The following is a 21,188-nucleotide window of genomic DNA, read 5'->3' on the forward strand; positions in this document are numbered from 1 at the left end:
TCAGGCTAGTTCCCCTGGTACCGGCTCAGGAAGTCCCCCATCCGGCCGATTGCCTCTTCGATATCCTTCACGTTGGGCAGCGTGACCATCCGGAAGTGATCAGGCCGGACCCAGTTAAAGGCGCGGCCGTGGGAAACGAGGATCTTCTGCTCACGGAGCAGGTCCAGGACAAACTTTTCGTCGTCCCGGATGTGGAAGACCTCCGGATCCAGTTTCGGAAACAGGTACAGCGCTCCCCTGGCCTGCTGCGTGCTGACGCCGGGAATGGCATTGAGCAGGTCGTAAGCCTTGTTCCGCTGTTCCAGCAGGCGGCCCCCGGGCAGGATCAGGTCATTGATGCTCTGGTATCCGCCCAATGCCGTCTGGATGGCATGCTGGGCCGGCACGTTGGCACACAAGCGCATGTTGGCAAGCAGGCTGATGCCTTCGAGGTAGTCGGCCGCGTCCTTCTTTGGCCCGGAGATCGCCATCCAGCCGGCCCGGTACCCGCACACGCGGTATGCCTTGGACAACCCGCTGAAGGTCAGGCACAGGACGTCGTCGCCGGTGAGGCCGGCCAGGTTCACATGGACAGCGTCCTCGTACAGGATCTTCTCGTAGATTTCATCCGCGAAAAGGACCAGGCCGTGCTTTTCAGCCAGGGCCACGATCTTTTTGAGGGTTTCCTCGGGATAGACCGCACCGGTGGGGTTGTTCGGGTTGATCACCACGATTCCCTTGGTGCGCGGAGTGATCTTGGATTCGAGGTCCTCCAGGTCCGGCTGCCAGCCGGACTCCTCATCACAGAGATAGTGCACCGGGCGTCCGCTTGCAAGGGCCACGGAGGCGGTCCAGAGCGGGTAGTCAGGCGTGGGAATCAAAACCTCGTCGCCGTCGTCGAGGAGGGCCATGAGCGACATGGTGATGAGCTCGCTGACGCCGTTGCCGAGGTAGATGTCGTCCACGTGGATGTTCTGGATACCGCGGGTCTGGTAATACTGAGACACTGCGGTCCGGGCGGAGAATATGCCGCGGGAGTCACTGTAGCCCTGGGCATGGGGCAGATGGCGGATCATGTCCACCAGGATCGCGTCCGGCGCTTCAAAACCAAACGGGGCCGGGTTTCCGATGTTCAGTTTGAGGATCCGGTGACCCTCTGCCTCCATTTGCTGGGCGGCCTGAAGAATCGGTCCACGGATGTCGTAGAGGACATTATGAAGCTTGGTGGACTGCTTGAATTCTGCCATTCATCAAATATGCCATATGGAGGATGTACTTCCGCTGAGACTTGACTCACACGGAGAACGACGGCGGCGCCTGCCGGACCCCGTGAGGTCCGGCAGGCGCCGTCGGACTTGCGTTGGCTGGTTTGGCCTACTTGACGAGGCCCTTGTCCTTGAGCCAGGCCGCCGCAGCATCCTTCGGGTTCTGCTTCTGCGTCCCGCTGACTGCACGGTTGAGGTTGATCAGGTCATCCGTGGTGAGGGTCTTGGAAACGGAGTTGAGCGCTTCCTTGGCCTTATCGGTCATCTTGGCCTTGTTGTACAGCGGCAGGACCTGCTGGGCGATGAAGTTGTTCTTGGGGTCATCCAGGACCACCAGGTCGTTGTCGGCAATGGCCGGCGTGGTGGTGTAGATGTCCGCAACCTGCACCTGGTCCTCAAGCAGCGCCTTGACGGTGATGGGGCCGCCGCCGTCGCTGAACGGTTCCAGCTTCTTGGGTTCGCAGCTGTAGTTCTTCTTCAACCCCGGCAGGCCGTAGGCGCGCTCTGCGAAGGTAGCCGGAGCTCCGACCACAAGCTCGCTGCAGACCTTGGCGAGGTCTTCAATCGATTTGAGCTGGTATTTCTCAGCCGTAGCTTTCGTCACCACCATGGCGTCCTTGTCCTCCGCCTTGGACGCTTCCAGTACGGCCAGGCCCTCCGGCAGCTTGGCCGGAAGCGCCTTGTAAATGTCCTCCGCCGAAACCTCGGTGGCTTCCTTGTTCACATGCAGCAGGAGGTTTCCGCTGTAGTCGGGAATCACGTCCACAGAGCCGTCCTGGACAGCCTTGAAATACACCTCGCGCGAGCCGATGTTGGGTTTGGTGCTGGCGGTCACGCCGGCGGCGTTCAGGGCACCGGCATAGATTTCAGCGATGATCTGGCTTTCGGGGAAGTCCGCAGACCCGATCACCAGCGCCGATCCTGCCCCGGAACCGCTCGTGGCCGGCGCACTTCCAAGCGGATCCGAACCGCCGCCGCACGCGGACAGGGCCAGGGCCAGCCCCACGCCGGCAGCCAGGCCGCCGAAGGCGCGGCGGCCCAGGTTATTAGGGTTGGTTTCCTTCATGATGTACCTCCTTGAACAACAGGCTCCGCGGGCACGGGGTCTGTGAGATCAACCGGCGCCTGCTGGCTCCGGCCTGGCGTGGCAGAGGCTCCCCGGGACAGGAAAAGCCTCTGGAAAACAGCGAGCAGCAGATCGACGGTGATGGCCAGCGCTGCGATCAGCAGCGAACCGCCCAGCATCTGCGGAAAATCAGACAGCACCAGGCCGTCAAAGAGATACCGGCCCAGTCCGCCGAGGTTGATGTAGGCCACCACCGAGACGGTGGCGATCACCTGGAGCACACCGGTCCTGAATCCGCCGAACATCACGGTCAGTGCGTTGGGAAATTCCGCCCGGAAAAGCACCTGCAGTTCGGTCATGCCCATGGCCCGGGCGGCGTCCACGACATTCCGGTCCACGCTGGCAATCCCGGCGTAGGTACCCGCGAGCAGCGGGGGGACCGTGAGAATCACCAGGGCCCAGATGGGAGGCATCAGGCCGATGCCGGCCAGCAGCACGAAAAGGGTCAGCAGGCCCAGGGTGGGCAATGCCCGCAGTGCACCGGCCAAGGCAACCACCGCCACCCGGCCGCGCCCGGTGTGTCCGACATAGAGGCCGATGGGGACGGCGATGGCGGTGGCAATCAGCATCACGAGTCCCGTGTACTGCAGGTGCTCAGCGAGCCTCGCGGGAATGCCCGAGCTCCCTGCCCAGTTCAGCGGGTCTCCAAGCCAGGCGAAGGTGTCCGTAAAGACGTTGCTCATGCCGACGCACCCTCCGCCCGGACATCGGACAGCCGTTCGGCCGCGGAAGGGAGCCCGGCCTTGTCCGTTCTGCCGGCAGCCCTGGTCCAGGGCGTCAGCAGACGTTCCAGAAGCACGAGGACCGCATCCATCAAAAGTGCCAGCACCAGGATGGCAATGATCCCGACCACGACTTCGGTAATGAAGCCCCGTTGGAGGCCGGAGGTGAAGAGCATGCCGAGGTTACCGATTCCCAGGAGGGCCGCCACGCTCACCAGGGAGATGTTGCTGACAGACACCACCCGCAGCCCGGCGAACAGTACCGGCAGGGAGAGCGGGAGATCGACCTGGAGGAAGCGCGCGCCCGGTTTGAACCCCATGGCGACGGCGGCCTGCCGGAGATCTTCGTCCACCGAGTCGAAGGCGTCGAGCGCGGCCCGCACCAGCAGCGCCACGGCATAGATCGTGAGGGCCACGATCACGTTGACAGGGTCAAGGACCCTGGTCCCCAGGATTGACGGGAGAATGATGAACAGGGCAAGGGACGGGACTGTGTAGAGCAGGGACGTTGCCGTGACAACCACGGAGCGCAGGGTCCTGTTTCGCCGGGCAAACTGGGCCAGCGGAATCGAGAGCGCCAGGCCAAGGACCATGGGCACTATGGCCAGCACGAGGTGCTGGCCGGCGAGCTCGAACACCCGTCCGCTGTTGGCCAGGAACCATTCCATCAGAGGGCACCCTGCCGGACCAGCCGGGCCGATTCGATGACAGCGAGCACCTCATCCGCCTTAAGGACTCCGGCGAACCTGCCGTCCGCGTCCACGGCCACGCCCAGACCCGAGGGCGACGACAACGCTGCGTCAAGGGCGCGCCGGAGCGTATCCCCCTTCCGGAAAAGCGAACCCCCGGGTATCAGCACGGAGCCGGCACCGGGGTTTGTCCAGCCGAGCGGGCGGGACTCCGCATCCAGTACCAGCTGCCAGTCGCCGCCCAATCCGGCAGCACCGGCCTCCAACTCCCTGCGGCTGACCGTCGGAACGTCATGGATCGTGACGGCGTCGGAGGGGCTGAACGCCAGGTGACGAAAACCCCGGTCCTTGCCCACAAAGGAGGCCACGAAGTCGTTGGCCGGCGCCCTGAGGATCTCCTCCGGAGTGGCATACTGTGCCAGCTTGCCTCCGGTCGCGAAGACAGCAACCTTGTCCCCCAGCACGGTGGCTTCATCGATGTCATGGGTGACGAAAACGATCGTCTTTGCCAGGTCCCGCTGCAGCCGGAGGAGCTCCTGCTGCAGTTCGTCGCGCACCACAGGGTCCACCGCGCTGAACGGTTCGTCCATCAGCAGCACCGGCGGGTCTGCCGCGAGTGCCCGCGCCACTCCGACCCGCTGCTGCTGACCACCCGACAGCTGGGAGGGGTAGCGTTTGCCGAGCACCGGGGCCAGCCCGACGACGTCGAGCAGTTCTTCGGCACGCTTGCGCGCCTCGGCCTTGGGGACGCCATTCAACCGCGGGACCGTGGCGATGTTATCCAGAACCGAGCGGTGCGGCATGAGCCCGGAGGACTGCATGACATAGCCCATGGACCGCCTCAGCTGCGCAGCGGGCACTGAGGTGACGTCTTTTCCGTCCACGGTGATAGTGCCGGAGGTGGGCTCCACCATGCGGTTGATCATCCGCAGGGAGGTGGTCTTGCCGCAGCCTGAGGGTCCGACGAAGACCGTGATGGAGCCCTTGTCAATGGACATGGTGAGGTTGTCCACGGCCGGCTGCCCGCCCTGGTACTGCTTGGTGACGCTCTGGAATTCGATCATGGCTTCAGCCATTTCCGGGCTTACCTAACTGTTGGCGGCACATCGGACGGTCAAGCCGGAAGATCATAAGCTTGCTGACTTTCGGCTGTAAAGCGGGTAATACACAGCGTAACCAGCGGCCCCGACAAAGTCAGCGGTGCCGCGGCTACCGTAAGCATTCGGTGACCTGCGCCTTTTGGATGGGTGGCGATGCCGGATTGCGCAATCCGGCACTGCCGTCGTCCCCCTCCCCGCGTCAGCTGCGCTTCCGCTTCCCCCGTTTCCCGCCGCCGGCGCGGTCGGCGTCCAGTTCGTGCCCGTAACGCTCGGCAGCCCGTTGGCTCTTGCCGGCTACCACCACCTTCTGGTGCCATTCCCGCTGGTACGCCCGCCGGGCTGCTGCGTCGTGCCGGCGGTTGAGCGCCGCAAGCTCACGTTGGAGTTTGAGGTAGCTCTCCCATCGGCGGATCTCCAGCGTCCCGTCGGCGAGCGCGGCCTGGACAGCACAGCCGGGCTCCCGATCATGTGCGCAGTCGGCGAAGCGGCACCGGCCGAACAGCTCCTCGAGGTCGCCGAACATCTCCCCCATTCCGTCCTCGGCGTCGAAAAGCCCGAAGCCGCGCACGCCGGGGGTGTCCATGAGCACAGCTCCCCCGGGCAGCGGCACAAGTTCGCGGGAGGTGGTAGTGTGCCTGCCCTTGCCGTCGCCGGACCGGACCGGACCGATAGCCTGCGCGCGATGCCCGGCAAGGGCGTTGATCAGTGTGGACTTCCCGGCACCGGAGGGACCCAACAGGACCAGGGTCCCGCCCGCGGGTAGGTGGCCGAGCAGCTCGTCGAGGCCGTCGCCCTGTTCCGCTGACGTGGTGACCACAGCTACGCCGGCGGACTGCAGGATGACCTTTCCGACGACGTCGTCCGCGATGTCGGCAAGGTCCGCTTTGGTGATGATCACCAGCGGGGTGGCCCCCGAGTCCCAGGCCGCCACCAGCGTCCGCTCCAGCCGGTTGTGGGTGAGCGGCCGGTCCACCGGCACCACGACTCCCACCACATCGACGTTGGCGCCCAGGACCTGGGCCTCCGAGGATGCTTCGAACGCCCGTTTTCGGCTCAGCGCCGACTGGCGGGGCAGCACTGCGACGACGGCGGGCTCCCCTGCCAAGTTGGAACCGAGCCACACCCAGTCGCCGGTGGCAGGGATCTCGCCGTGGACCGGGTAGGGCAGGTGCCGAAGCTCCGCAGCTCCGGCAACAAGGATCCGGTTCCGGTCCACGCGGACCACCCGTCCGGGAGTCTCACCGCCGGGGGCGGGATGGGCGTCAAAAAAGGCTGCCGTCCGTGCTGTGAAGCCGTAGTGCACGGGACCGGCCAGCGTTGAAACTGAGTTGGTAGGTGTTGAATCTTTTGCGGTCAGCACGTGACCTGGAGTTGTTTTCACTGAAGAACCTCTGGTGAGGCCCCGTTGGCACGGACTCCGCTGCTTGAGTCTGCTGGTGCGACTCAGCTGCTGCGGGTCAGGACGTGCTGGTGTCCGGGGCAGGAATAAATGACGTTGCTGGCGCTCTTGGCGCGCAGGAATATTGCAGTCATCGTCTCCACCTCCCCGTGTCCGCGGCCATGACCCTTGATGCCATGCCGTCTGCTTCGCCGGGCGCATCTGCCGGCGGCTTTTCAAGGCTAAACCGTCCGGCCCGGCTTGGCTAGGGGTCAGGCCGTCCCGCGTGCATCTGCTGTTGCCGCCCCCTGCCCGGCAACCGGTTCTTCGGCCTAGAGTTGGTCTGTGACGAACCTTGAAGTGAGACCCGTTGAAGAAGTGTGTCCGCCAGGACAGCCCGGAGGGTACGCCGGAAACGGTCCTTGCCTCCAGCTATGGCCGGCCCGGGAAGTTCCGCTCGGCGGAGTCCGGGCCATGAACGTCTTCCGGACCCTTCCGCAGCGGGGCCTGCCTACCGTGGGCGCCTGGTGCTTCCTGGACAGCTTCGGCCCGGACCGGGTGGCCATGTCCGTGCTCCCGCACCCGCACACCGGCCTGCAGACCGTAACGTGGCCCCTGGCCGGCACCATCAGGCACCGTGACAGCGTGGGCAGCGATGTGATTGTGCGTCCTGGCGAGCTCAACATCATGACGGCGGGCAACGGCGTCTCGCACTCCGAGTTTGCAGTGCTGCCGCACCGCCCTTCCCCCGGCGAAACGTCGGACGCCGGGACGGAACTGCCGCTGCAGCGCGGCCTCCAGTTGTGGGTCGCCCTTCCGGACGGCGAGCGCCACAGGGCCCCCGCGTTCGAGCAGCACCGCGACCTCCCGGAGGTCACCGGAGACGGTTTCACCGCGACGGTGATGGTGGGAAGCTTCGCCGGTGCGGCCTCGCCGGCCACGATGTATTCACCCATCGTCGGTGCGGACATCACCTGCAGCGGATCAGTCGTCCTGCCGCTTGACCCCGAGTTTGAGCATGCGGTGCTGGTGCTCGACGGCGGACTCACCCTCGACGGGCAGGACGTGCCGCCGGGCCCGCTGGGTTACCTCGGGACCGGCCGCCGCCTGCTGGAAGTCGAGGCGCTGCCCGGCACCCGCTTCATCCTGCTGGGCGGCGAGCCGTTCCAGGAAGAGTTGCTGATGTGGTGGAACTTCGTGGGCAGGACCCACGATGAAGTGGCACAGGCCCGCCAGGACTGGGAGGACCAGGCCGACCTCCCGGACCCGACAGCCGAGGGCTCCCGGTTCGGACTCGTCCGCGGCCACGGCCCGGAGGCGGGCGCCGAGGCCGGGCGCATCCCGGCGCCTCCGCTGCCGGGAGTCCGGCTCCGGCCCCGCACCCGTTCGTGACCGGCTCCATCTGACCGGCCCCATCTGACGGGCGCCCTGGGCGCATTGAGCCCTAAGCCCTGGGCCTTGAGGCTATCCCTGTTCAGCCACCAGTTGCAGGACGCCGAAGACAGGATCCTGCTCCAGGACCCGCACATCCGTGACGCCCTCGGCGGCAACGCTGCGCTTGAAGGAATCCTGCAGCCTGGCCACGTTCATGCCGAGGCCGCTGCCCAGGATCACCGGGCCCTGGATGCCCAGCTTCCGCAAAGCTTGGGCCGCCAGGCCTGCGAGGTCCCTGCCTGCCTGCTCAACGAGCGCCTGGCTGGCGGCATGGCCTGCGTCCGCCGCTTCCACCACGAGCCGGGCTCGTTGCGCCCAGTAACGCCGGCCGGTCTCCGGTGAGTGGAACAGCGCAATCAGCTTGTTGGGGTCGTCGATGTTGCAGGACCGCAACAGGGCCGTGGTTAGTTCGTCGGGTTCCAGGCCCTGGTTCATGCGGCGGAGGCTGTGCCGGACAGCTTCACGGCCCAGCCAGTAGCCGCTGCCTTCGTCTCCGAGCAGGTAGCCCCAGCCGCCGGCCCGTGCTTCCTCGCCCCGGTCGTTCTTTCCCCAGGCGGCAGAGCCGGTCCCCGCGATGACAGCCACCCCGGTACTCGCCCCGCCGGCCGCCAGCAACAGCCGGGAGTCATGGACCACTGTGATCCTCGCGCCGGGCACATGGGGCGCGATCAGAGCTGAGAGTGCGGCCGCGTCCTCGTCCGTGTCGATGCCGCCGGCGCCGGCGTAGACCTGGGACACCGTGCCTCCGCCGATCTTCGCGAACAGCTCCGCCAGGTGCAGGGCAGCTTCCTCACGGCTGACGTTCTGCACGTTCGAGCTGCCGACGCTTTCATCGGCTACGGCCTTGCCGTCTTCGAAGCGGACGCCGCGCGTCTTGGTGCCGCCAATATCCAGGCCGATGACGGCGCCGGGGATCGTGGCGGGCGGGGCAGCGGACGTCGCGGCGGGGAGCCCCCCGGGGGAAGGAACAGAATCCGTTGCCGGAAGGTTGTCAGAATTAGTCACGTGAACAGACTACTGAGTCACCACAAGGAGCAGGAATGACGGGCACCATTTTCGGTACACGGATCATCGCCGCACCCATGGCAGGGGGGACATCGACGCCCCGGTTCGTGCAGGCCGCGCACCAGGCCGGCGGGTTGGGCTTCCTGGCCGCGGGCTACAAAACCGTGGCAGCCATGCAGTCCGATATCCGCGAGGTGCGCTCCGCCGGGGCGCGCTTCGGCATGAACCTCTTCGTCCCGGACCGGACGCAGCTCAATCCCCCGCCCGCTGTCAGGGAACAGTTGGAGAACTACCGGCGGAACCTCGAGCCGGACGCCGGGCGGTACGGGGTGGCCCTTCCGGGGCTGCGGCTCGACGACGACGACGAGTGGCAGGGCAAGATCGACGCCCTGCTGGCGGATCCCGTGGAGTTTGTCAGCTTCACCTTCGGGCTCCCGGAGCAGGCTGAAGTGCGAGCGCTCAAACGCGCCGGTTCCACGATCATTGCCACGGTCACCAGCCCGGCGGAAGCCTCGCTGGCCGTGGAGCGCGGAGCGGACATCCTAGTGATCCAGCACGGCAGCGCCGGCGGCCACAGTGCGGCCTTTCTGGCCCGGGAAAGCACTACGGACTCCCCCGGCCCCGCGACGACGGCGGAGCTGCTCGCCGCGGTGCGCACCGCCGTCGGCGTTCCCCTCGTCGCGGCCGGCGGAATCATGGATTCCACGGACCTCGACTCGGTGCTCGCCGCCGGCGCAACGGCAGCCCAGCTGGGTACCGCGTTTCTGCGCAGCGACGAAAGCGGCGCCCGCCAGCTCCACAAGGACGCCCTCACCAGCCAAAGCTTTACCGAGACTCGGATGACCCGTGCGTTCACCGGGAGGCAGGCAAGGGCCCTGGTCAATTCGTTCGTCCGCGACCATGGCGACGCACCGGAGGGGTACCCTGCCCTCCACCATCTCACCGCTCCGATCCGCGCGGCGGCGGCCGCGGCGGGTGACCCGGAAAGGCTGAACCTGTGGGCCGGAACCGGATGGCGCAAGGCGGAAGCCGGTCCGGTCTCGGACATCATTAACAGGATGCTTGCGGGTTCAGCCTTTTCCTGAACAGATCGGCCTCTCGAAGCCCGCGGATCAGCCCTCCGAACGCGCGCGGATAAGTCCCGCCAACAGCCTGGGCCCCTCAGTCAGGACCATTTCCCGGAACAGCCTGACCTGATCGGCCTCGGCCTCGTGGCCGGCGCGGCGTTCGCGCCATGCCAGGCCGATTTCGCGGAATGCCAGTCCCGATGCCACCGGCACCTCCACCCAGCCAAGGTTTCCGGTGTGCTCAGTCACTGTCCGCCCCGGAGCCCGGCCACCGGGCGGGAGGATGCTGACACCCAGCCCGGCTGATACCAGCCCGCGGACCGTGTGGGAATCCTGGCTTTCGAAGGCGATGCGCGGGCGGAAACCGGCCTCGCGAAACAGTGCGTCCGTCAGTGACCGCATGCCGAATCCGTGCCCCATGGCCACGAACGGGTCCTGCCTGATGTCCGCAAGCCGGGCGCTCTTCCGGCCGGCCAGGGGGTGTTCATGGTGCACCACCAGCCTCAAGGGCTCCCGGTACAGGGCAGCGGAGCCGATGCTGCGGCCCGCGGGGGCGACGGGTGCCGTCAAAGCGAGGTCCGCGGTCCCCGCCGCAAGTTCCGCCAGGCAGCCGTCCCGGGCTCCCTGGCTGAGGTCGAAGGCGGTCTGCGGGTGGCGGTGGTGGAACGCATTGATCAGTAGCGGCAGCGTCGCCTCGCCAAAGGTGTGTTGGAATGCGACTGCGATCCTTCCCCGCACCACCTCGGATTCGTGCCGCACCAGGTCCAGTCCGGTCCGGAATTCGTTCAGCGCCGCGTCAATGTAGGGCAACAGCGCCTTGGCTGCCGGCGTCAGCCGCACTCCCCTGCCGTCCCGGATCAGGAGTTCAGTGCCCACCACGGCACTGGCGCGGGCGAGCGCCCGGCTGACGGTGGACTGGGGCATGCCCAGCAGTTCCGCCGTTTCCGTCACGTGCTGCGTCCGGCCAAGTTCGGACAGGACTGGGAGTAACGGCAGCAACTGCGCCAGCTGTTTGTGCTCAATGTCCATCATGGCCTCCTTGAGATTGATCCGTTTTCAGCATTTGTTCTATGTAAATCATGCATTGGAAGCATGCCATCGGGCGATCTACGCTGGCTTGGTGCACATGACGGCAACGCAGGACACCCCCCAACCCGGCCCGTGGGCAGGCCATCCCAAGGGCTCGGCCGCCTACGGGAGACTGCTCGCGGGGCTGGCCTTCGCCGGGGTGGCGACATTCGCGCAGCTTTACTCCACCCAGGCCGTGCTGCCGATCATGGCCGCGGACCTGCAGATCACGGCCGCCGAAGCCGCGCTGACGATCTCGCTGGCGACGGTGGGGCTGGCCGTCACTGTCATCCCGTGGTCCTTCCTGGCTGACCGGATCGGCCGGGTGCGGGCGATGACCCTGGGCATCACGGCCGCGACCGTCCTGGGCCTGCTGGTGCCCCTGGCCGCCACCTTTCCCATGCTCCTGGGGCTCCGCTTGCTTGAGGGCATGGCGCTCGGCGGAATTCCGGCAATCGCCATTGCCTACCTGAATGAGGAAGTCCACAAGGTGCACGCCGCCATGGCGGCCGGAAGCTACGTCGCGGGAACCACGCTGGGCGGGCTTGCGGGACGACTGGTTGCGGGCCCCGTCGCTGAACTGTGGGGATGGCGGGCGGCCACATTGGCTGTCTCCGTCCTGGCCGCCGTTGCTGCCGTCCTGTTCCTGGTCCTGGTGCCCAAGGCCCGCGGGTTCACACCCGCACACGCCAGCGGATTCCGCGGGGCCGCAAGGATGCTGGCCGGCCATCTGCGCAATCCCCGCCTGCTGGCCCTTTATGTGCAGGCGTTCCTGCTCATGGGCGGCTTCGTGGCCGTATACAACTACCTCGGCTTCCGGCTGTCCGGTGATCCGTTCGGGCTGCCGGTCACCTTGATCAGCCTCATTTTTGTGGCATACCTGTCCGGGACGGTGACCTCCAGGCTGGCCGGCGGGCTCACGCAGAAGTTCGGACGGCGGACCATCCTGCTGGCGGGAATCGTGCTGATGGTCCTTGGCCTGGCGCTGACATTGACGCAATTGCTGGTCCTGATCCTGGCCGGTCTAGTGGTTTTCACCGGAGGATTTTTTGCGGCGCACAGCATCGGGGCAGGCTGGACCGGAGGGATCGCCACCACCGGCCGGGCTCAGGCCGCCTCGCTGTACAACCTTGCCTATTACCTTGGCTCCAGCGCAATCGGGTGGGCAGGCGGCCTGGTATTCCAGTCCTTCGGCTGGACGGCGCTCGCACTGACGGTCATCGGACTGGGATGCACGACGGCGGTGATCACCGCCGTCGTGCATCCTGCGTCGGGTGCCGGTCAACAGGCCTCCGGGCAGCAGAATCCGGCCGGCTAGCGCGTTCCTTCGACTGCCTGCAGAAGGTCCGCCACAATGTCCGCGACGTCCTCCAGCCCCACGGACAATCGAAGCAGGCTGGCACGCGGCCTGGCCTCGGAGGCAACGGGCCGGTGGGTCAGTCCGGCCGGGTGCTGGATAAGGGTATCGATGCCGCCCAGGGACACGGCGTGGGTGATCATCCGGACCGCCGCCGGCACGCGCTCGGCGTGCTCGGCGCTGGCCAGTTCAAACGCCAGCAGCGAGCCGGGGCCGGACATCTGCGTCCCCACCAGCCCCAGCGGGTCGCACTCCGGGAGCCCCGGGTAGTGGACCGCTTTCACGAGCCCGTGTCCGGCCAGGGCAGCGGCAACCTTGTGCGCGGTTGCCTGCTGTGCCCGGACGCGCACCGGCAGGGTGGCCAGCCCGCGATGGAGCAGATAGGCCGGCCAGGGAGTCAGGATTCCGCCTGTCACGGCACGGACCTGGCGGAGCCTGGTGGTCCACTCCACCGAAGCCGCAACCACACCGCCCATCGCATCCCCGTGCCCGCCGAGGAATTTGGTGGCGCTGTGCAAGACGAGCGTGGCGCCGTGGACCAGGGGCTGTTGGAGGACCGGACTTGCGAAGGTGTTGTCCACCAGGAGCGGGACGCCGTCAGCGTCACGGGCAAGCTGCGCAATGTCCACAAGCTCCAGGCTGGGGTTGGCGGGCGTCTCCACAATCATCAGTCCCGTGTCCGGACGCAGGGCCTCGCGGACACCGTCCGCCGTCGTGAACGTCACTTCGGTGCCCAGGACGCCCGAAGCGAGGATGTGGTCGCTCCCGCCATACAACGGCCGGACTGCCACCACGTGCTTCCTGCCGGCAGCCACAGTCGCAAGCAGGACGGCTGAAAGGGCAGCCATCCCGGTGGCGAAGGCCACCGCCTCCGGTGCGCCCTCCAGGACGGCCACGCCCTCCTCGAAGCGGGCCACCGTGGGATTCCACAGGCGCTGGTAGACGGTGCTCTGGCCTTCCAGGGGCATGCCGCCGGTGGCCATTTGTTCATATGCCCGGCCGCCGTCGTGGACCGACGGAAGCGGCGCAGTGGTGGAGAGGTCAATCGGCACGGCATGCACGCCTTGTTCGGTGAGGCCGGCCCGGCCAGCATGGACAGCCAGTGAATCGGGAGAAAGCACGGGACTCCTTTGAATTATTCGCCATTGAATCCGGCAAGTCTCTGGCAATAATTCGGAGTTTCCTAGGGCTTACGAATGGAACTGTCGGAAAGTGGAGTTTATGATGAACTCATAACACTTTGAGGAGGCGCTGTGGGTAGCGGTGCGAAGAATATTCGGCTGGGCGCGGGAACCGAACCGCTGGACGCCATCGACGAGAGGCTGCTGGCAGCCCTCGTGGACGACGCCCGGATCTCAAACAAGCAGCTGGCCGAGCTCGTGGGCATTGCCCCGTCCACGGCCCTCATGCGCACGCGGGCACTGTCCGAACGCGGCATCATCCAGGGCTTCGAAGCGAAACTGAGCCTGTCAGCCATCGGGCGGTCCGTCCAGGCACTCATCGCTGTGCGGCTCCGCGCCCACGACCGCGAACAGATCGACCGGTTCACGTCACGGGTGCCCCGGCTCCCGGCCGTGCTGTCCACCTTCCACACTTCCGGATCGGTGGACTACCTGCTGCACATTGCCGTGGCCACTACCGAGGACCTGCGCGACTGGGTCCTGGACAACCTGGCCACCGATCCCGTGGTGGGCCACACCGAAACCACACTGGTGTTCGAACACATCCCCGGCAACCACGGTCCGCTGCCGGACTAACCGGCCAGCCAGCCGAATCACCGCCACGAGCGGGCAGTCCGGCAGGGGTTTCACGGTTCGGCTGCGGGACTCCCCGCTAGTGCCAGATGTAGAGCCCTGAGTGCGCGGCGCCCATGATGTCGCTGCGCAGGACATCCAGCTGCTCCCGGCGGAGCACGGCAGCGCGTTCGCGTTCGGCCCAGTCGGAGAGAATGACCCGCCGGCGTTCAGCCCAGCGGACCAGCGCAGCACCCAGTCCTGCCGCAGCCGACTCGACGACGGTGGGCCTGCGGTACGGGCTGCAGGCAGCTGATCCGGTGGCGGAGACTGTGCTCATGGCACTTTCCTTTCAGGACTTTCCGGTTGTGTGTTCTGGCGTTCTACGTTCCGCGACGTGCGGGCCCGGCCTCCCGCTGATGCGGGAACGCCGAGGATGGGGAAGGCGTTCAGGTGGATCTGAACCGGGCGGGCGCCTTCCTGCTCGCCTTCATTCCTGATGTCCTCCAGCAGGCGGTGTCCGTAGGCTTCCAGGGCGGTGGTGTACCTCGCCAGCTGGTCCGCCGTAAGCCGCGCATTCGCCGTGCTGATCAGGGCCGCATGGAGCCATTCGGCATCAAGGCTGTCGCTGCCGTGTGCCATGAAGTCCGCCAGGACCGCCTGCCTGCTGTGTTCAAACTCGCGGGTGACCAGCCGGGAGGCTTCCTCCGTGGCAGGAGATGTTGCCAGTTCCGGAGAGGTGATCTGGATAGCCCCGCGCGGGCGTTCCCACCAGCGTTCCCGGGCCGTGCCCTTGCCCTCAACTTCCCGGACGAAGTCATGCTTTGCCAGCTGCCGAAGGTGATAGCTGGTGGATCCGCTGGATTCGTTGAGCAGTTCACCCAGGCTGCAGGCCGTCTGCGCCCCGTAGCGGGAGAGCATCTCGAGGATCTGCACACGCAGCGGGTGTGCAAGCGCCTTCAGTGACGCCGTATCGACCCGGCGAACCGGAAATGGCGCATCCTGCTCAGCCTGGGGGGCCGGGGCCGATAAACCCCCGGGTGGCCGGGCTGGTGCTGGTGCGGTGTCCGGTGAACTGTCCATGCATCAAAAATACGCTTGCAAAGAAAGCTTTGCAAGCATTTCTTTGCAATGACTTGTTTGCAATAGTTTCTTTGCATGTCGACGTCCCGTCGAGGCGGCTCAGGCCGGCTGGCGGAGGGCTGCGGCCAGGGTCACGGCAGCCAGAACAAACGCGAGGAGGGCGCAGAGCACCACGAATCCTGCCACCGCCGCCTGCAGCCCGTACACCGTCGTCGCCATTCCCAGGCCGATCACCGGCAGTGCGCTGCCAAGGTAGGTGATCACGTAGACGGTGCTGATGATCTGTGCATGCCTCGACGCCTCCACTTTTCCGGCCACATCGTTGAACACGGTCCGGAAGGACACTCCCTGGCCGACGCCTGCGGCCAGGCTCGCGGCGATGAGCAGCCAGGGGCTCCTCCAGGCGGCGGCAGCGGCAATCATGAGCACTGATACAGCCAGCACAGCCAGGCCGGCAGGCACCACAAACCTTCCGCGGACCGCCAGCAACTGGCTGAGGGCGGAAGCTCCGAGCGTCAATCCGGCGAGCACTCCAATGAGGGGGCGGGAATCGGCGCCGACGATCTGGGCAAAGTAGCCGGGCGCGAGCGAAAGGCAGAAGCCGAAAACGGTGAAGCTCAGGAACCCGACGGCGGACGCCAGCCAGAAGGCGCCCCGGGCTTCACTCGAGACGGAGGGACGGCGGGGCGCCAGCACCTTCAGCGGCTGCGGGCCGGCGACGGAAGTGATGGCCGGACGCGCTTTGAGCAGGTAGAGCGGAACCAGCATGGCGATGAGAACCACCGAGTGAAGGTAGTACGGCGTGGAGGTGGGCCCCGGCAGGAGGGAAAGGATGCCGCCGATGGCCGGACCGGCGGCGACTCCCCCGGCGGAGGCCAGCAGGGTGAAGCGCGAGGCCCAGTCGGGGCGGGCCGGCAGCAGTTCGCGCAGGGCAGCGGAACTGGCTCCGGTGGCCAGGGCCACCGCGATGCCCTGGAGGGCGCGCCCGGCGGACAGCATGGCCAGGCTGTCCGCGTTGGCAAAGATCATCCCGCCGACCAGGCCCACGACGACGGCGAGCAGCAGCGCGGCCCGGCGGCCGATGTGATCGGACCAGTGCCCGGCCAGCATGAGCGTGGACACCAGCGCCAGGACATAGGCGGAAAACGCCACGGTGATCCCGAACGACCCGATGCCCAGGTTCGCCTGGAGCAGCGGGTACAGCGGGGTTGCCAGGTTCGCACCGACAAGGAGCGTGAAGATCACCACGCCGGCCATCACCAGCCGTGCCGTGGTGGAAGCGTCCCATGCCCAGCCGCCGGCGGTAGCCGGGCGCATGCGGAGTTCGCTGAAGACAGTCATGTGCGTGCCTTTGCCTGCAGAGCCGGCCCGTGGCCGTTCCTTGTGGGAAGGCCGCGGTCCGGGCGAAAAGAATGTGGTACTAACAGAATGGGGCACATTTGACCCTGCGAACCAAGTTCCATGCCAAAATTGAGCAAAACAGTCAATGCTTACTCGCAGAAATGAACCGGAGTGACGATTTGAACAGCCTGGACAACACGGACCTCAAAATCCTGCTGGAACTGATCCGGGATCCGCGGGTCCAGATCGGCGAACTCAGCGACGCCCTCGGCATCGCCCGCAACACGGCGCAGTCGCGGGTCCGCCGCATGCTCCGATCAGGCCTGCTGCACGACGGCGGACGGGAAATTGACCTCGAGGCGGTAGGGTACGACGTCGTCGCTTTCGTGACGATCGAGGTCAGCCACCGGGAGCTTGACGGTGTGGTGGGCGCCTTGCGCCTGATCCCGCAGGTCCTGGAGGTCCACGAGATCTCCGGGCGTGGCGACGTCTGGTGCCGGGTGGTGGCAACCGATACCCACAACCTGCAGTCGGCCCTGCGATCGATCCTCAGGATCAAGGGCGTCATCCGGACGGAGACCGTCCTCGCGCTGCACACGCACATCCCGTACCGCACGGAGCCGCTCATCAGCCGGCTAGCCCAAGGCGGGGCGCCGACGGCAACACGCAACTGACTGGGATAATGGCACGTGACCATCATCGACAACGCCGTGTACGTGAACGGCCGCCGGACCGCCGAACCGCACAATCTTGAGCAGACCTTTGAGACCCTCGCGGACCACGGCGGCATGGCCTGGATCGGGCTGTACCGGCCGACCGAGGCTGAGATGTCGGCAGTGGCCCGGGAGTTCGGGCTCCACCTCCTTGCGGTGGAGGACGCCATCTCGGCCCACCAGCGGCCCAAGCTGGAACGCTATGACGACGTCCTCTTCACCGTGCTGCGCCCGGCCCGGTACCTGGACGAAACGGAGACAGTGGAGTTCGGCGAACTCCATGTCTTTACCGGCACGAACTTCGTGGTCACTGTCCGGCACGCGGAAACGGCCGGTGTGGCGCAGGTACGGGAACGGCTGGAAGGCCGCCCCGAACTCCTGCGCCACGGCCCGGAAGCCGTGCTCTATGCCCTGATGGACCAGGTGGTGGACGACTATGTTCCGGTTGTTGCCGGCCTCGAAAACGACATCGATGAAATCGAGGACCAGCTGTTCAGCGGGGATTCGGCGGTCTCCCGCCGGATCTATGAGCTGGCCCGCGAAGTGATCCAGTTCCAGCGCGCCATCCATCCGCTGCCGGGAATGATGCAGCTACTCAAGCGCGGCTTCGACAAATACGATGTGGACACGGACCTGCAGCACCACCTCCGTGACGTCGAAGACCACGTGGAGCGGCTGATCTCCCGCGCCGATTCTTTCCGCGACATCCTGCAGAACGCGCTCACCCTGGACGGCACCCTCACCGCCAACAGGCAGAACGAGGCGAGCGCCGAGCAGAACGAGCAGGTCAAGAAGATCTCCTCGTGGGCGGCCATCTTCTTCGCCCCGTCCTTCGTCGCCGGAGTTTACGGCATGAATTTCGACCACATGCCCGAACTGCACTGGGCTTTCGGCTATCCGCTGGCGATTGCCATGATGGCCGCAACGGCAGCACTGATGTACACGATCTTTAAGCGGAAAGGCTGGCTCTAGGAGCCGCCGGCATGACTGGTTCACCGGCGGAAACCCCGCAGCAGGCACTCCGACCGGGCCGGATCATCGTCCCCGGCACCGCCCGGCAGCTGGGTACGTTCGGATTGTTCGCCCCGGCCCCCGGCCAGCGGCGGACCCTGGACGTGGCCGGACGGCCGCTGGAGGTCAAAAGCGCCGAAGGGGACCTTTTGTGGGTGGGCTTCCGCGAACTCACCGGCGCGGCGGCGCCCGCACGGGACTTCGCCTCCCTGGCGGTCCGGTTCAGGGAGTGGGTGGTTGACGGTCTCCCGTCCCAGGCGGGTGCCGCCGGCTCTCCGGAGTGGCAGCAGTTCCTGGACGTCGTGGACCTGTTATTTGCCGCGGACGCCACCTTGTTCGCCATCGGTCCGGGGGTCCCGGAGTTCGGTCCCGACAGCCCGTTGTCGCGCCTGCTCCGGGTCGAATCCGACGAAGAACTTCCGGCGGCGCACAGGTCCGGCAGCTAGTCCCGCCCGGACTGGACAATGGTTACGGTGCCGGCGCCGCCGTCGACCTCTATCCGCTGTCCGCTCGTGATCCGGCGGGTCGCCACGCCGGTGCCCAGAACCGCCGGGATGCCGTATTCCCTGGCCACAATGGAGCCGTGGCTCAGCGGGCCGCCAACATCCGTGACCACGGCCGACGCCATGGCGAACAGCGGTGTCCACGCCGGAGTGGTGATGCGGGCCACCAGCACCTCCCCCGGCTGCATCAGGGAGAAGTCTTCGGGACCCGCCAGCACCCGGGCAGGAGCACTGACCCGCCCCTGGCTGGCGCCCACGCCCTTGATCGTGTTCCCCCGCTGCTCCTGGGACCCCTCCGGCATCATCCCGGCGAGGGACCGCTGGAGCCACCGGATCTCGGGCAGCATCTGCGGAGCGGCGGCGTTGCGCTGGCCCCGCCAGCGCAACTTCCGCTCAGCGACAGACTCCGCCAGGACCGGCCGGTCAGCGCCCGTGATCGCCGCCGGACCGCCCGGCGCGGCAAGGCCGAATTCGACGGCGCTGCCGATTTCCTGGTGCCGGAGCCAGAACACGTCGCCGGAATCTGCGATGAGGCCGGCCGCGACCAGCCGCTGCCCCAGTTCGCGCAGCATGCGCCGCATCAGCGGCCACCCGAGGCCGACGTCGGCAAGCGCGTCTTCGCGGATCGGCGCCGGCCCCTGCGCCCACCGGAGCAGGCGACCGAAGGCCTTCCTGCGGGCAGGGTGCAAGCGGGCCAGTATCCTGCCCGTGCTGTCCTCACGGCGGGCGGCAGCGAGCTCCTGCCGCCGGTGCGGGTCGTTGCCCTGCCCGCGCAGGTAGAACTTCAGCGTATCCAACAGCGGGGATGCGTCGTCTGCCGGCACGGGATTGATGAAATCCAGGTTGTAGACCGTGTGGCCGAAGCGGTCCAGGTGGAGCTGGAGCCGGTGTTCCCACTGCTGCCACAAGCCTGGATCCAGCCCGCCCGGAGGCGTCCCTGACCCCTGGGCCCGGGCCAGCGATTTTGTCGGCGTCGCCAGGATGGCCTCGGCGAGCCCCGGGACTCCGAGGGACCACCCGGCCAGGTCGAAGAGGGATTTTTCCGCCCGGATCGGCTGGCTGTCGTAGCCGAGCAGGAACGTGGCAGCCGGCGGGTCGCCGTCCTGCCGGACAAACTTGTCATAGAACTTCTGGAAAGCGAGTTCGCTCGAGGTCGCGATCGGAATGATCGACTGGACGGCTGTGTAGTAGACCGTGCCGGCATCGAGCAGGGCAGACACCCCCTCCAGCAGCTCCTCCCCGGTCAGGTCTGCCAGGGGCCTCGCCGACCAGGACTCCACCACGCGCACATACCGTGGATGCGAATACTCCCGCCAGCCGTGGACCCCCATGTGAGCTTCTCCCCGGATCAGCGCCCGGACAGCGGCCGGCGTCTTGCCCATCAGCCGCCACAACGCCGCGGTCCGGTAGTAGTAATAGGCGTAACCGTTGATGGCCGGCAGGCCAAGATCGCCGTCGCGGAGGCTGCTCTTGCCGAACGCCTGGTCCATCAGGGCATTCAGGGACCGGGACACCGAACCATCAATCAGGTCGGCAAACAAGGGTGAGAGCGGATCGGGAAGCTGCTCCACGATGCTGGCCCGGAAATACAGGCCCTTGGGGTACGGCACGCTCCAGTCACGCGGGGTTTCGCCCGCAGGTTCGGGCAGGGCGGTGATGGGCCGTGACTGCAGGATGAAGAATTCGCCGCCAGCCCGTGCCCACTCGATGTCCTGCGGGGAGCCGAAGTGCCGGGCGATGCGGGTTCCGTAGCCAGCCAGCGCCGCTGCCGCAGTGTCGTCCAGCACGGGTTGATGTCGGCGGGATTCGGGCACAGGCTCCTCGCGTGTGCCCCGGTCGGCGTAGGCCGTCATGACCGCCTTGTCGGCTGTCCGGCGGGAAACCACCTTGCCGGTCGCGGCCTCGACCACGACGTCGTCGGTGGATACAGCTCCGCTGACGACGGATTCACCCAGCCCCCATGCGGCAGCGAGCACGATCTGGTCGCGGCGCCCGGAGGCCGGGTTGGCGGTGAACATGACTCCAGCGGCGTCAGCAGCCACCATGTGCTGGACCACCACAGCCAGCCGGACCTGGTCCGGGCGGATGCCCTCCCGGGCACGGTAGGCCATCGCCCGGGAGGTCCACAGGGAGCCCCAGCAGTTGATGACTGCTTCCATGAGGGCACCGGCGCCGTGGACGTTGAGGTACGTGTCCTGCTGGCCCGCGAAGCTGGCCGAGGCGAGGTCTTCGGCGGTGGCGGAGGAACGCACCGCCACCGCCGTCTCCGTGCCTGGATCGGTGCCCGCGGCTGAGCCCAGCCGGCGGTAGGCATCCCGGATTTCCGCGGCCACCTCTTCCGGCATCGAGCCTCCGGCGAAGAGTGCGCGGATCTTCCCGGACGCTTCCTCGTAGTCGCGGGACGTGGCTGCGGCCGGCACTGCGGCGTATTCCTGAATGCGCCCGGCCAGCTGGTTGTCCCGGACGAACAGCTCATAGGCACCGGTGTTGACCAGGAATCCAGGGGGCACCGGCACGCCCGCCCGAACGAGTTCGCCCAGCCCGGCACCCTTGCCGCCCGCCGTCGCGACGTCGTCCCGGCCGACTTCGCTGAAATCATTGATGTAAACCATGA

20 protein-coding genes are annotated in these 21,188 nt (G+C 66.7%); 7 read left to right on the forward strand and 13 right to left on the reverse strand.

Annotation, left to right across the window (positions count from 1 at the left end):
* Positions 1 to 5: 5 nt before the first annotated feature.
* The 6 genes from ACSQ12_RS14735 to rsgA all read right to left on the reverse strand — a co-directional run bounded on the left by ACSQ12_RS14735 (position 6) and on the right by rsgA (position 6,241).
* A complete protein-coding gene (locus tag ACSQ12_RS14735; protein ID WP_011692677.1) occupies positions 6 to 1,226 on the reverse strand; it encodes a pyridoxal phosphate-dependent aminotransferase in 1,221 nt (406 codons plus the stop codon).
* Positions 1,227 to 1,353: 127 nt separating this feature from the next.
* The gene (locus tag ACSQ12_RS14740; RefSeq protein WP_436065879.1) at positions 1,354 to 2,310 is read right to left on the reverse strand and encodes a glycine betaine ABC transporter substrate-binding protein; all 957 of its coding nucleotides are present in this window, start codon (positions 2,308 to 2,310) and stop codon (positions 1,354 to 1,356) included.
* Entirely contained in the window at positions 2,307 to 3,053 is a 747-nt protein-coding gene (locus ACSQ12_RS14745) for an ABC transporter permease (protein ID WP_209743272.1), read from the reverse strand. Before ACSQ12_RS14745 ends, ACSQ12_RS14740 begins: the two co-directional genes overlap by 4 nt.
* Positions 3,050 to 3,760, reverse strand: a complete 711-nt coding sequence (locus ACSQ12_RS14750; RefSeq protein WP_209743270.1) for an ABC transporter permease — start codon at positions 3,758 to 3,760, stop codon at positions 3,050 to 3,052. The genes ACSQ12_RS14745 and ACSQ12_RS14750 overlap by 4 nt, the downstream gene beginning before the upstream one ends.
* Positions 3,760 to 4,857, reverse strand: a complete 1,098-nt coding sequence (locus ACSQ12_RS14755; RefSeq protein ID WP_280872693.1) for an ABC transporter ATP-binding protein — start codon at positions 4,855 to 4,857, stop codon at positions 3,760 to 3,762. Before ACSQ12_RS14755 ends, ACSQ12_RS14750 begins: the two co-directional genes overlap by 1 nt.
* A 223-nt stretch (positions 4,858 to 5,080) precedes the next feature.
* The gene (gene rsgA / locus ACSQ12_RS14760; protein WP_374100880.1) at positions 5,081 to 6,241 is read right to left on the reverse strand and encodes a ribosome small subunit-dependent GTPase A; all 1,161 of its coding nucleotides are present in this window, start codon (positions 6,239 to 6,241) and stop codon (positions 5,081 to 5,083) included.
* Positions 6,242 to 6,604: 363 nt separating this feature from the next.
* Between rsgA and ACSQ12_RS14765 the strand changes: the two genes are divergently transcribed.
* Complete coding sequence (locus ACSQ12_RS14765; RefSeq protein ID WP_436065880.1) at positions 6,605 to 7,651, forward strand: pirin family protein; 1,047 nt, start codon at positions 6,605 to 6,607, stop codon at positions 7,649 to 7,651.
* Positions 7,652 to 7,723: 72 nt separating this feature from the next.
* On the opposite strand, the gene ACSQ12_RS14770 is transcribed toward ACSQ12_RS14765, so the two are convergent.
* Positions 7,724 to 8,698 (reverse strand): N-acetylglucosamine kinase, encoded by a 975-nt coding sequence (locus ACSQ12_RS14770; protein WP_436065881.1) that lies wholly within the window; start codon positions 8,696 to 8,698, stop codon positions 7,724 to 7,726.
* 35 nt (positions 8,699 to 8,733) lie between these two features.
* Between ACSQ12_RS14770 and ACSQ12_RS14775 the strand changes: the two genes are divergently transcribed.
* Entirely contained in the window at positions 8,734 to 9,783 is a 1,050-nt protein-coding gene (locus ACSQ12_RS14775) for a nitronate monooxygenase (protein WP_436065882.1), read from the forward strand.
* A 27-nt stretch (positions 9,784 to 9,810) separates the two neighbouring features.
* On the opposite strand, the gene ACSQ12_RS14780 is transcribed toward ACSQ12_RS14775, so the two are convergent.
* Positions 9,811 to 10,794 (reverse strand): LysR family transcriptional regulator, encoded by a 984-nt coding sequence (locus ACSQ12_RS14780; RefSeq protein WP_436065883.1) that lies wholly within the window; start codon positions 10,792 to 10,794, stop codon positions 9,811 to 9,813.
* 97 nt (positions 10,795 to 10,891) lie between these two features.
* Here ACSQ12_RS14780 and ACSQ12_RS14785 point away from each other — a divergent pair, with 97 nt between their 5' ends.
* Positions 10,892 to 12,151 (forward strand): MFS transporter, encoded by a 1,260-nt coding sequence (locus ACSQ12_RS14785; protein ID WP_436065884.1) that lies wholly within the window; start codon positions 10,892 to 10,894, stop codon positions 12,149 to 12,151.
* Here ACSQ12_RS14785 and ACSQ12_RS14790 read toward each other — a convergent pair.
* Positions 12,148 to 13,311 (reverse strand): trans-sulfuration enzyme family protein, encoded by a 1,164-nt coding sequence (locus ACSQ12_RS14790; RefSeq protein WP_436065885.1) that lies wholly within the window; start codon positions 13,309 to 13,311, stop codon positions 12,148 to 12,150. The genes ACSQ12_RS14785 and ACSQ12_RS14790 overlap by 4 nt on opposite strands.
* A gap of 132 nt (positions 13,312 to 13,443) precedes the next feature.
* Between ACSQ12_RS14790 and ACSQ12_RS14795 the strand changes: the two genes are divergently transcribed.
* The gene (locus tag ACSQ12_RS14795; RefSeq protein WP_436065886.1) at positions 13,444 to 13,947 is read left to right on the forward strand and encodes an Lrp/AsnC family transcriptional regulator; all 504 of its coding nucleotides are present in this window, start codon (positions 13,444 to 13,446) and stop codon (positions 13,945 to 13,947) included.
* Positions 13,948 to 14,023: 76 nt separating this feature from the next.
* Here the strand turns inward: ACSQ12_RS14795 and ACSQ12_RS14800 are convergent, their stop codons facing one another.
* The 3 genes from ACSQ12_RS14800 to ACSQ12_RS14810 form a co-directional block, all read right to left on the reverse strand.
* On the reverse strand, positions 14,024 to 14,263 hold the full coding sequence (locus ACSQ12_RS14800; protein WP_436065887.1) for a 2-nitropropane dioxygenase: 240 nt from the start codon (positions 14,261 to 14,263) through the stop codon (positions 14,024 to 14,026).
* On the reverse strand, positions 14,260 to 15,006 hold the full coding sequence (locus ACSQ12_RS14805) for an ArsR/SmtB family transcription factor (RefSeq protein WP_436065888.1): 747 nt from the start codon (positions 15,004 to 15,006) through the stop codon (positions 14,260 to 14,262). Before ACSQ12_RS14805 ends, ACSQ12_RS14800 begins: the two co-directional genes overlap by 4 nt.
* Before the next feature lie 99 nt (positions 15,007 to 15,105).
* Positions 15,106 to 16,347, reverse strand: coding sequence for an MFS transporter (locus ACSQ12_RS14810; protein ID WP_436065889.1), 1,242 nt, complete (start codon positions 16,345 to 16,347; stop codon positions 15,106 to 15,108).
* A 161-nt stretch (positions 16,348 to 16,508) separates the two neighbouring features.
* Between ACSQ12_RS14810 and ACSQ12_RS14815 the strand changes: the two genes are divergently transcribed.
* Genes ACSQ12_RS14815 through zapE form a run of 3 tightly spaced genes read left to right on the forward strand, consistent with a single transcriptional unit; the run spans position 16,509 to position 18,517 of the window.
* Positions 16,509 to 17,021: an Lrp/AsnC family transcriptional regulator gene (locus ACSQ12_RS14815; RefSeq protein ID WP_436065890.1), complete on the forward strand. Its 513-nt coding sequence runs from the start codon at positions 16,509 to 16,511 to the stop codon at positions 17,019 to 17,021.
* Positions 17,022 to 17,036: 15 nt separating this feature from the next.
* Positions 17,037 to 18,032, forward strand: coding sequence for a magnesium/cobalt transporter CorA (gene corA / locus ACSQ12_RS14820; protein ID WP_436065891.1), 996 nt, complete (start codon positions 17,037 to 17,039; stop codon positions 18,030 to 18,032).
* A gap of 11 nt (positions 18,033 to 18,043) precedes the next feature.
* On the forward strand, positions 18,044 to 18,517 hold the full coding sequence (zapE, locus tag ACSQ12_RS14825) for an AFG1/ZapE family ATPase (protein WP_436065892.1): 474 nt from the start codon (positions 18,044 to 18,046) through the stop codon (positions 18,515 to 18,517).
* On the opposite strand, the gene ACSQ12_RS14830 is transcribed toward zapE, so the two are convergent.
* On the reverse strand, positions 18,514 to 21,186 hold the full coding sequence (locus ACSQ12_RS14830) for a PEP/pyruvate-binding domain-containing protein (RefSeq protein ID WP_436065893.1): 2,673 nt from the start codon (positions 21,184 to 21,186) through the stop codon (positions 18,514 to 18,516). The two genes, zapE and ACSQ12_RS14830, sit on opposite strands and share 4 nt — an antisense overlap.
* Positions 21,187 to 21,188 lie beyond the last annotated feature (2 nt).

Source organism: Arthrobacter sp. LjRoot14 (assembly GCF_964253905.1).
Classification (GTDB): domain Bacteria; phylum Actinomycetota; class Actinomycetes; order Actinomycetales; family Micrococcaceae; genus Arthrobacter.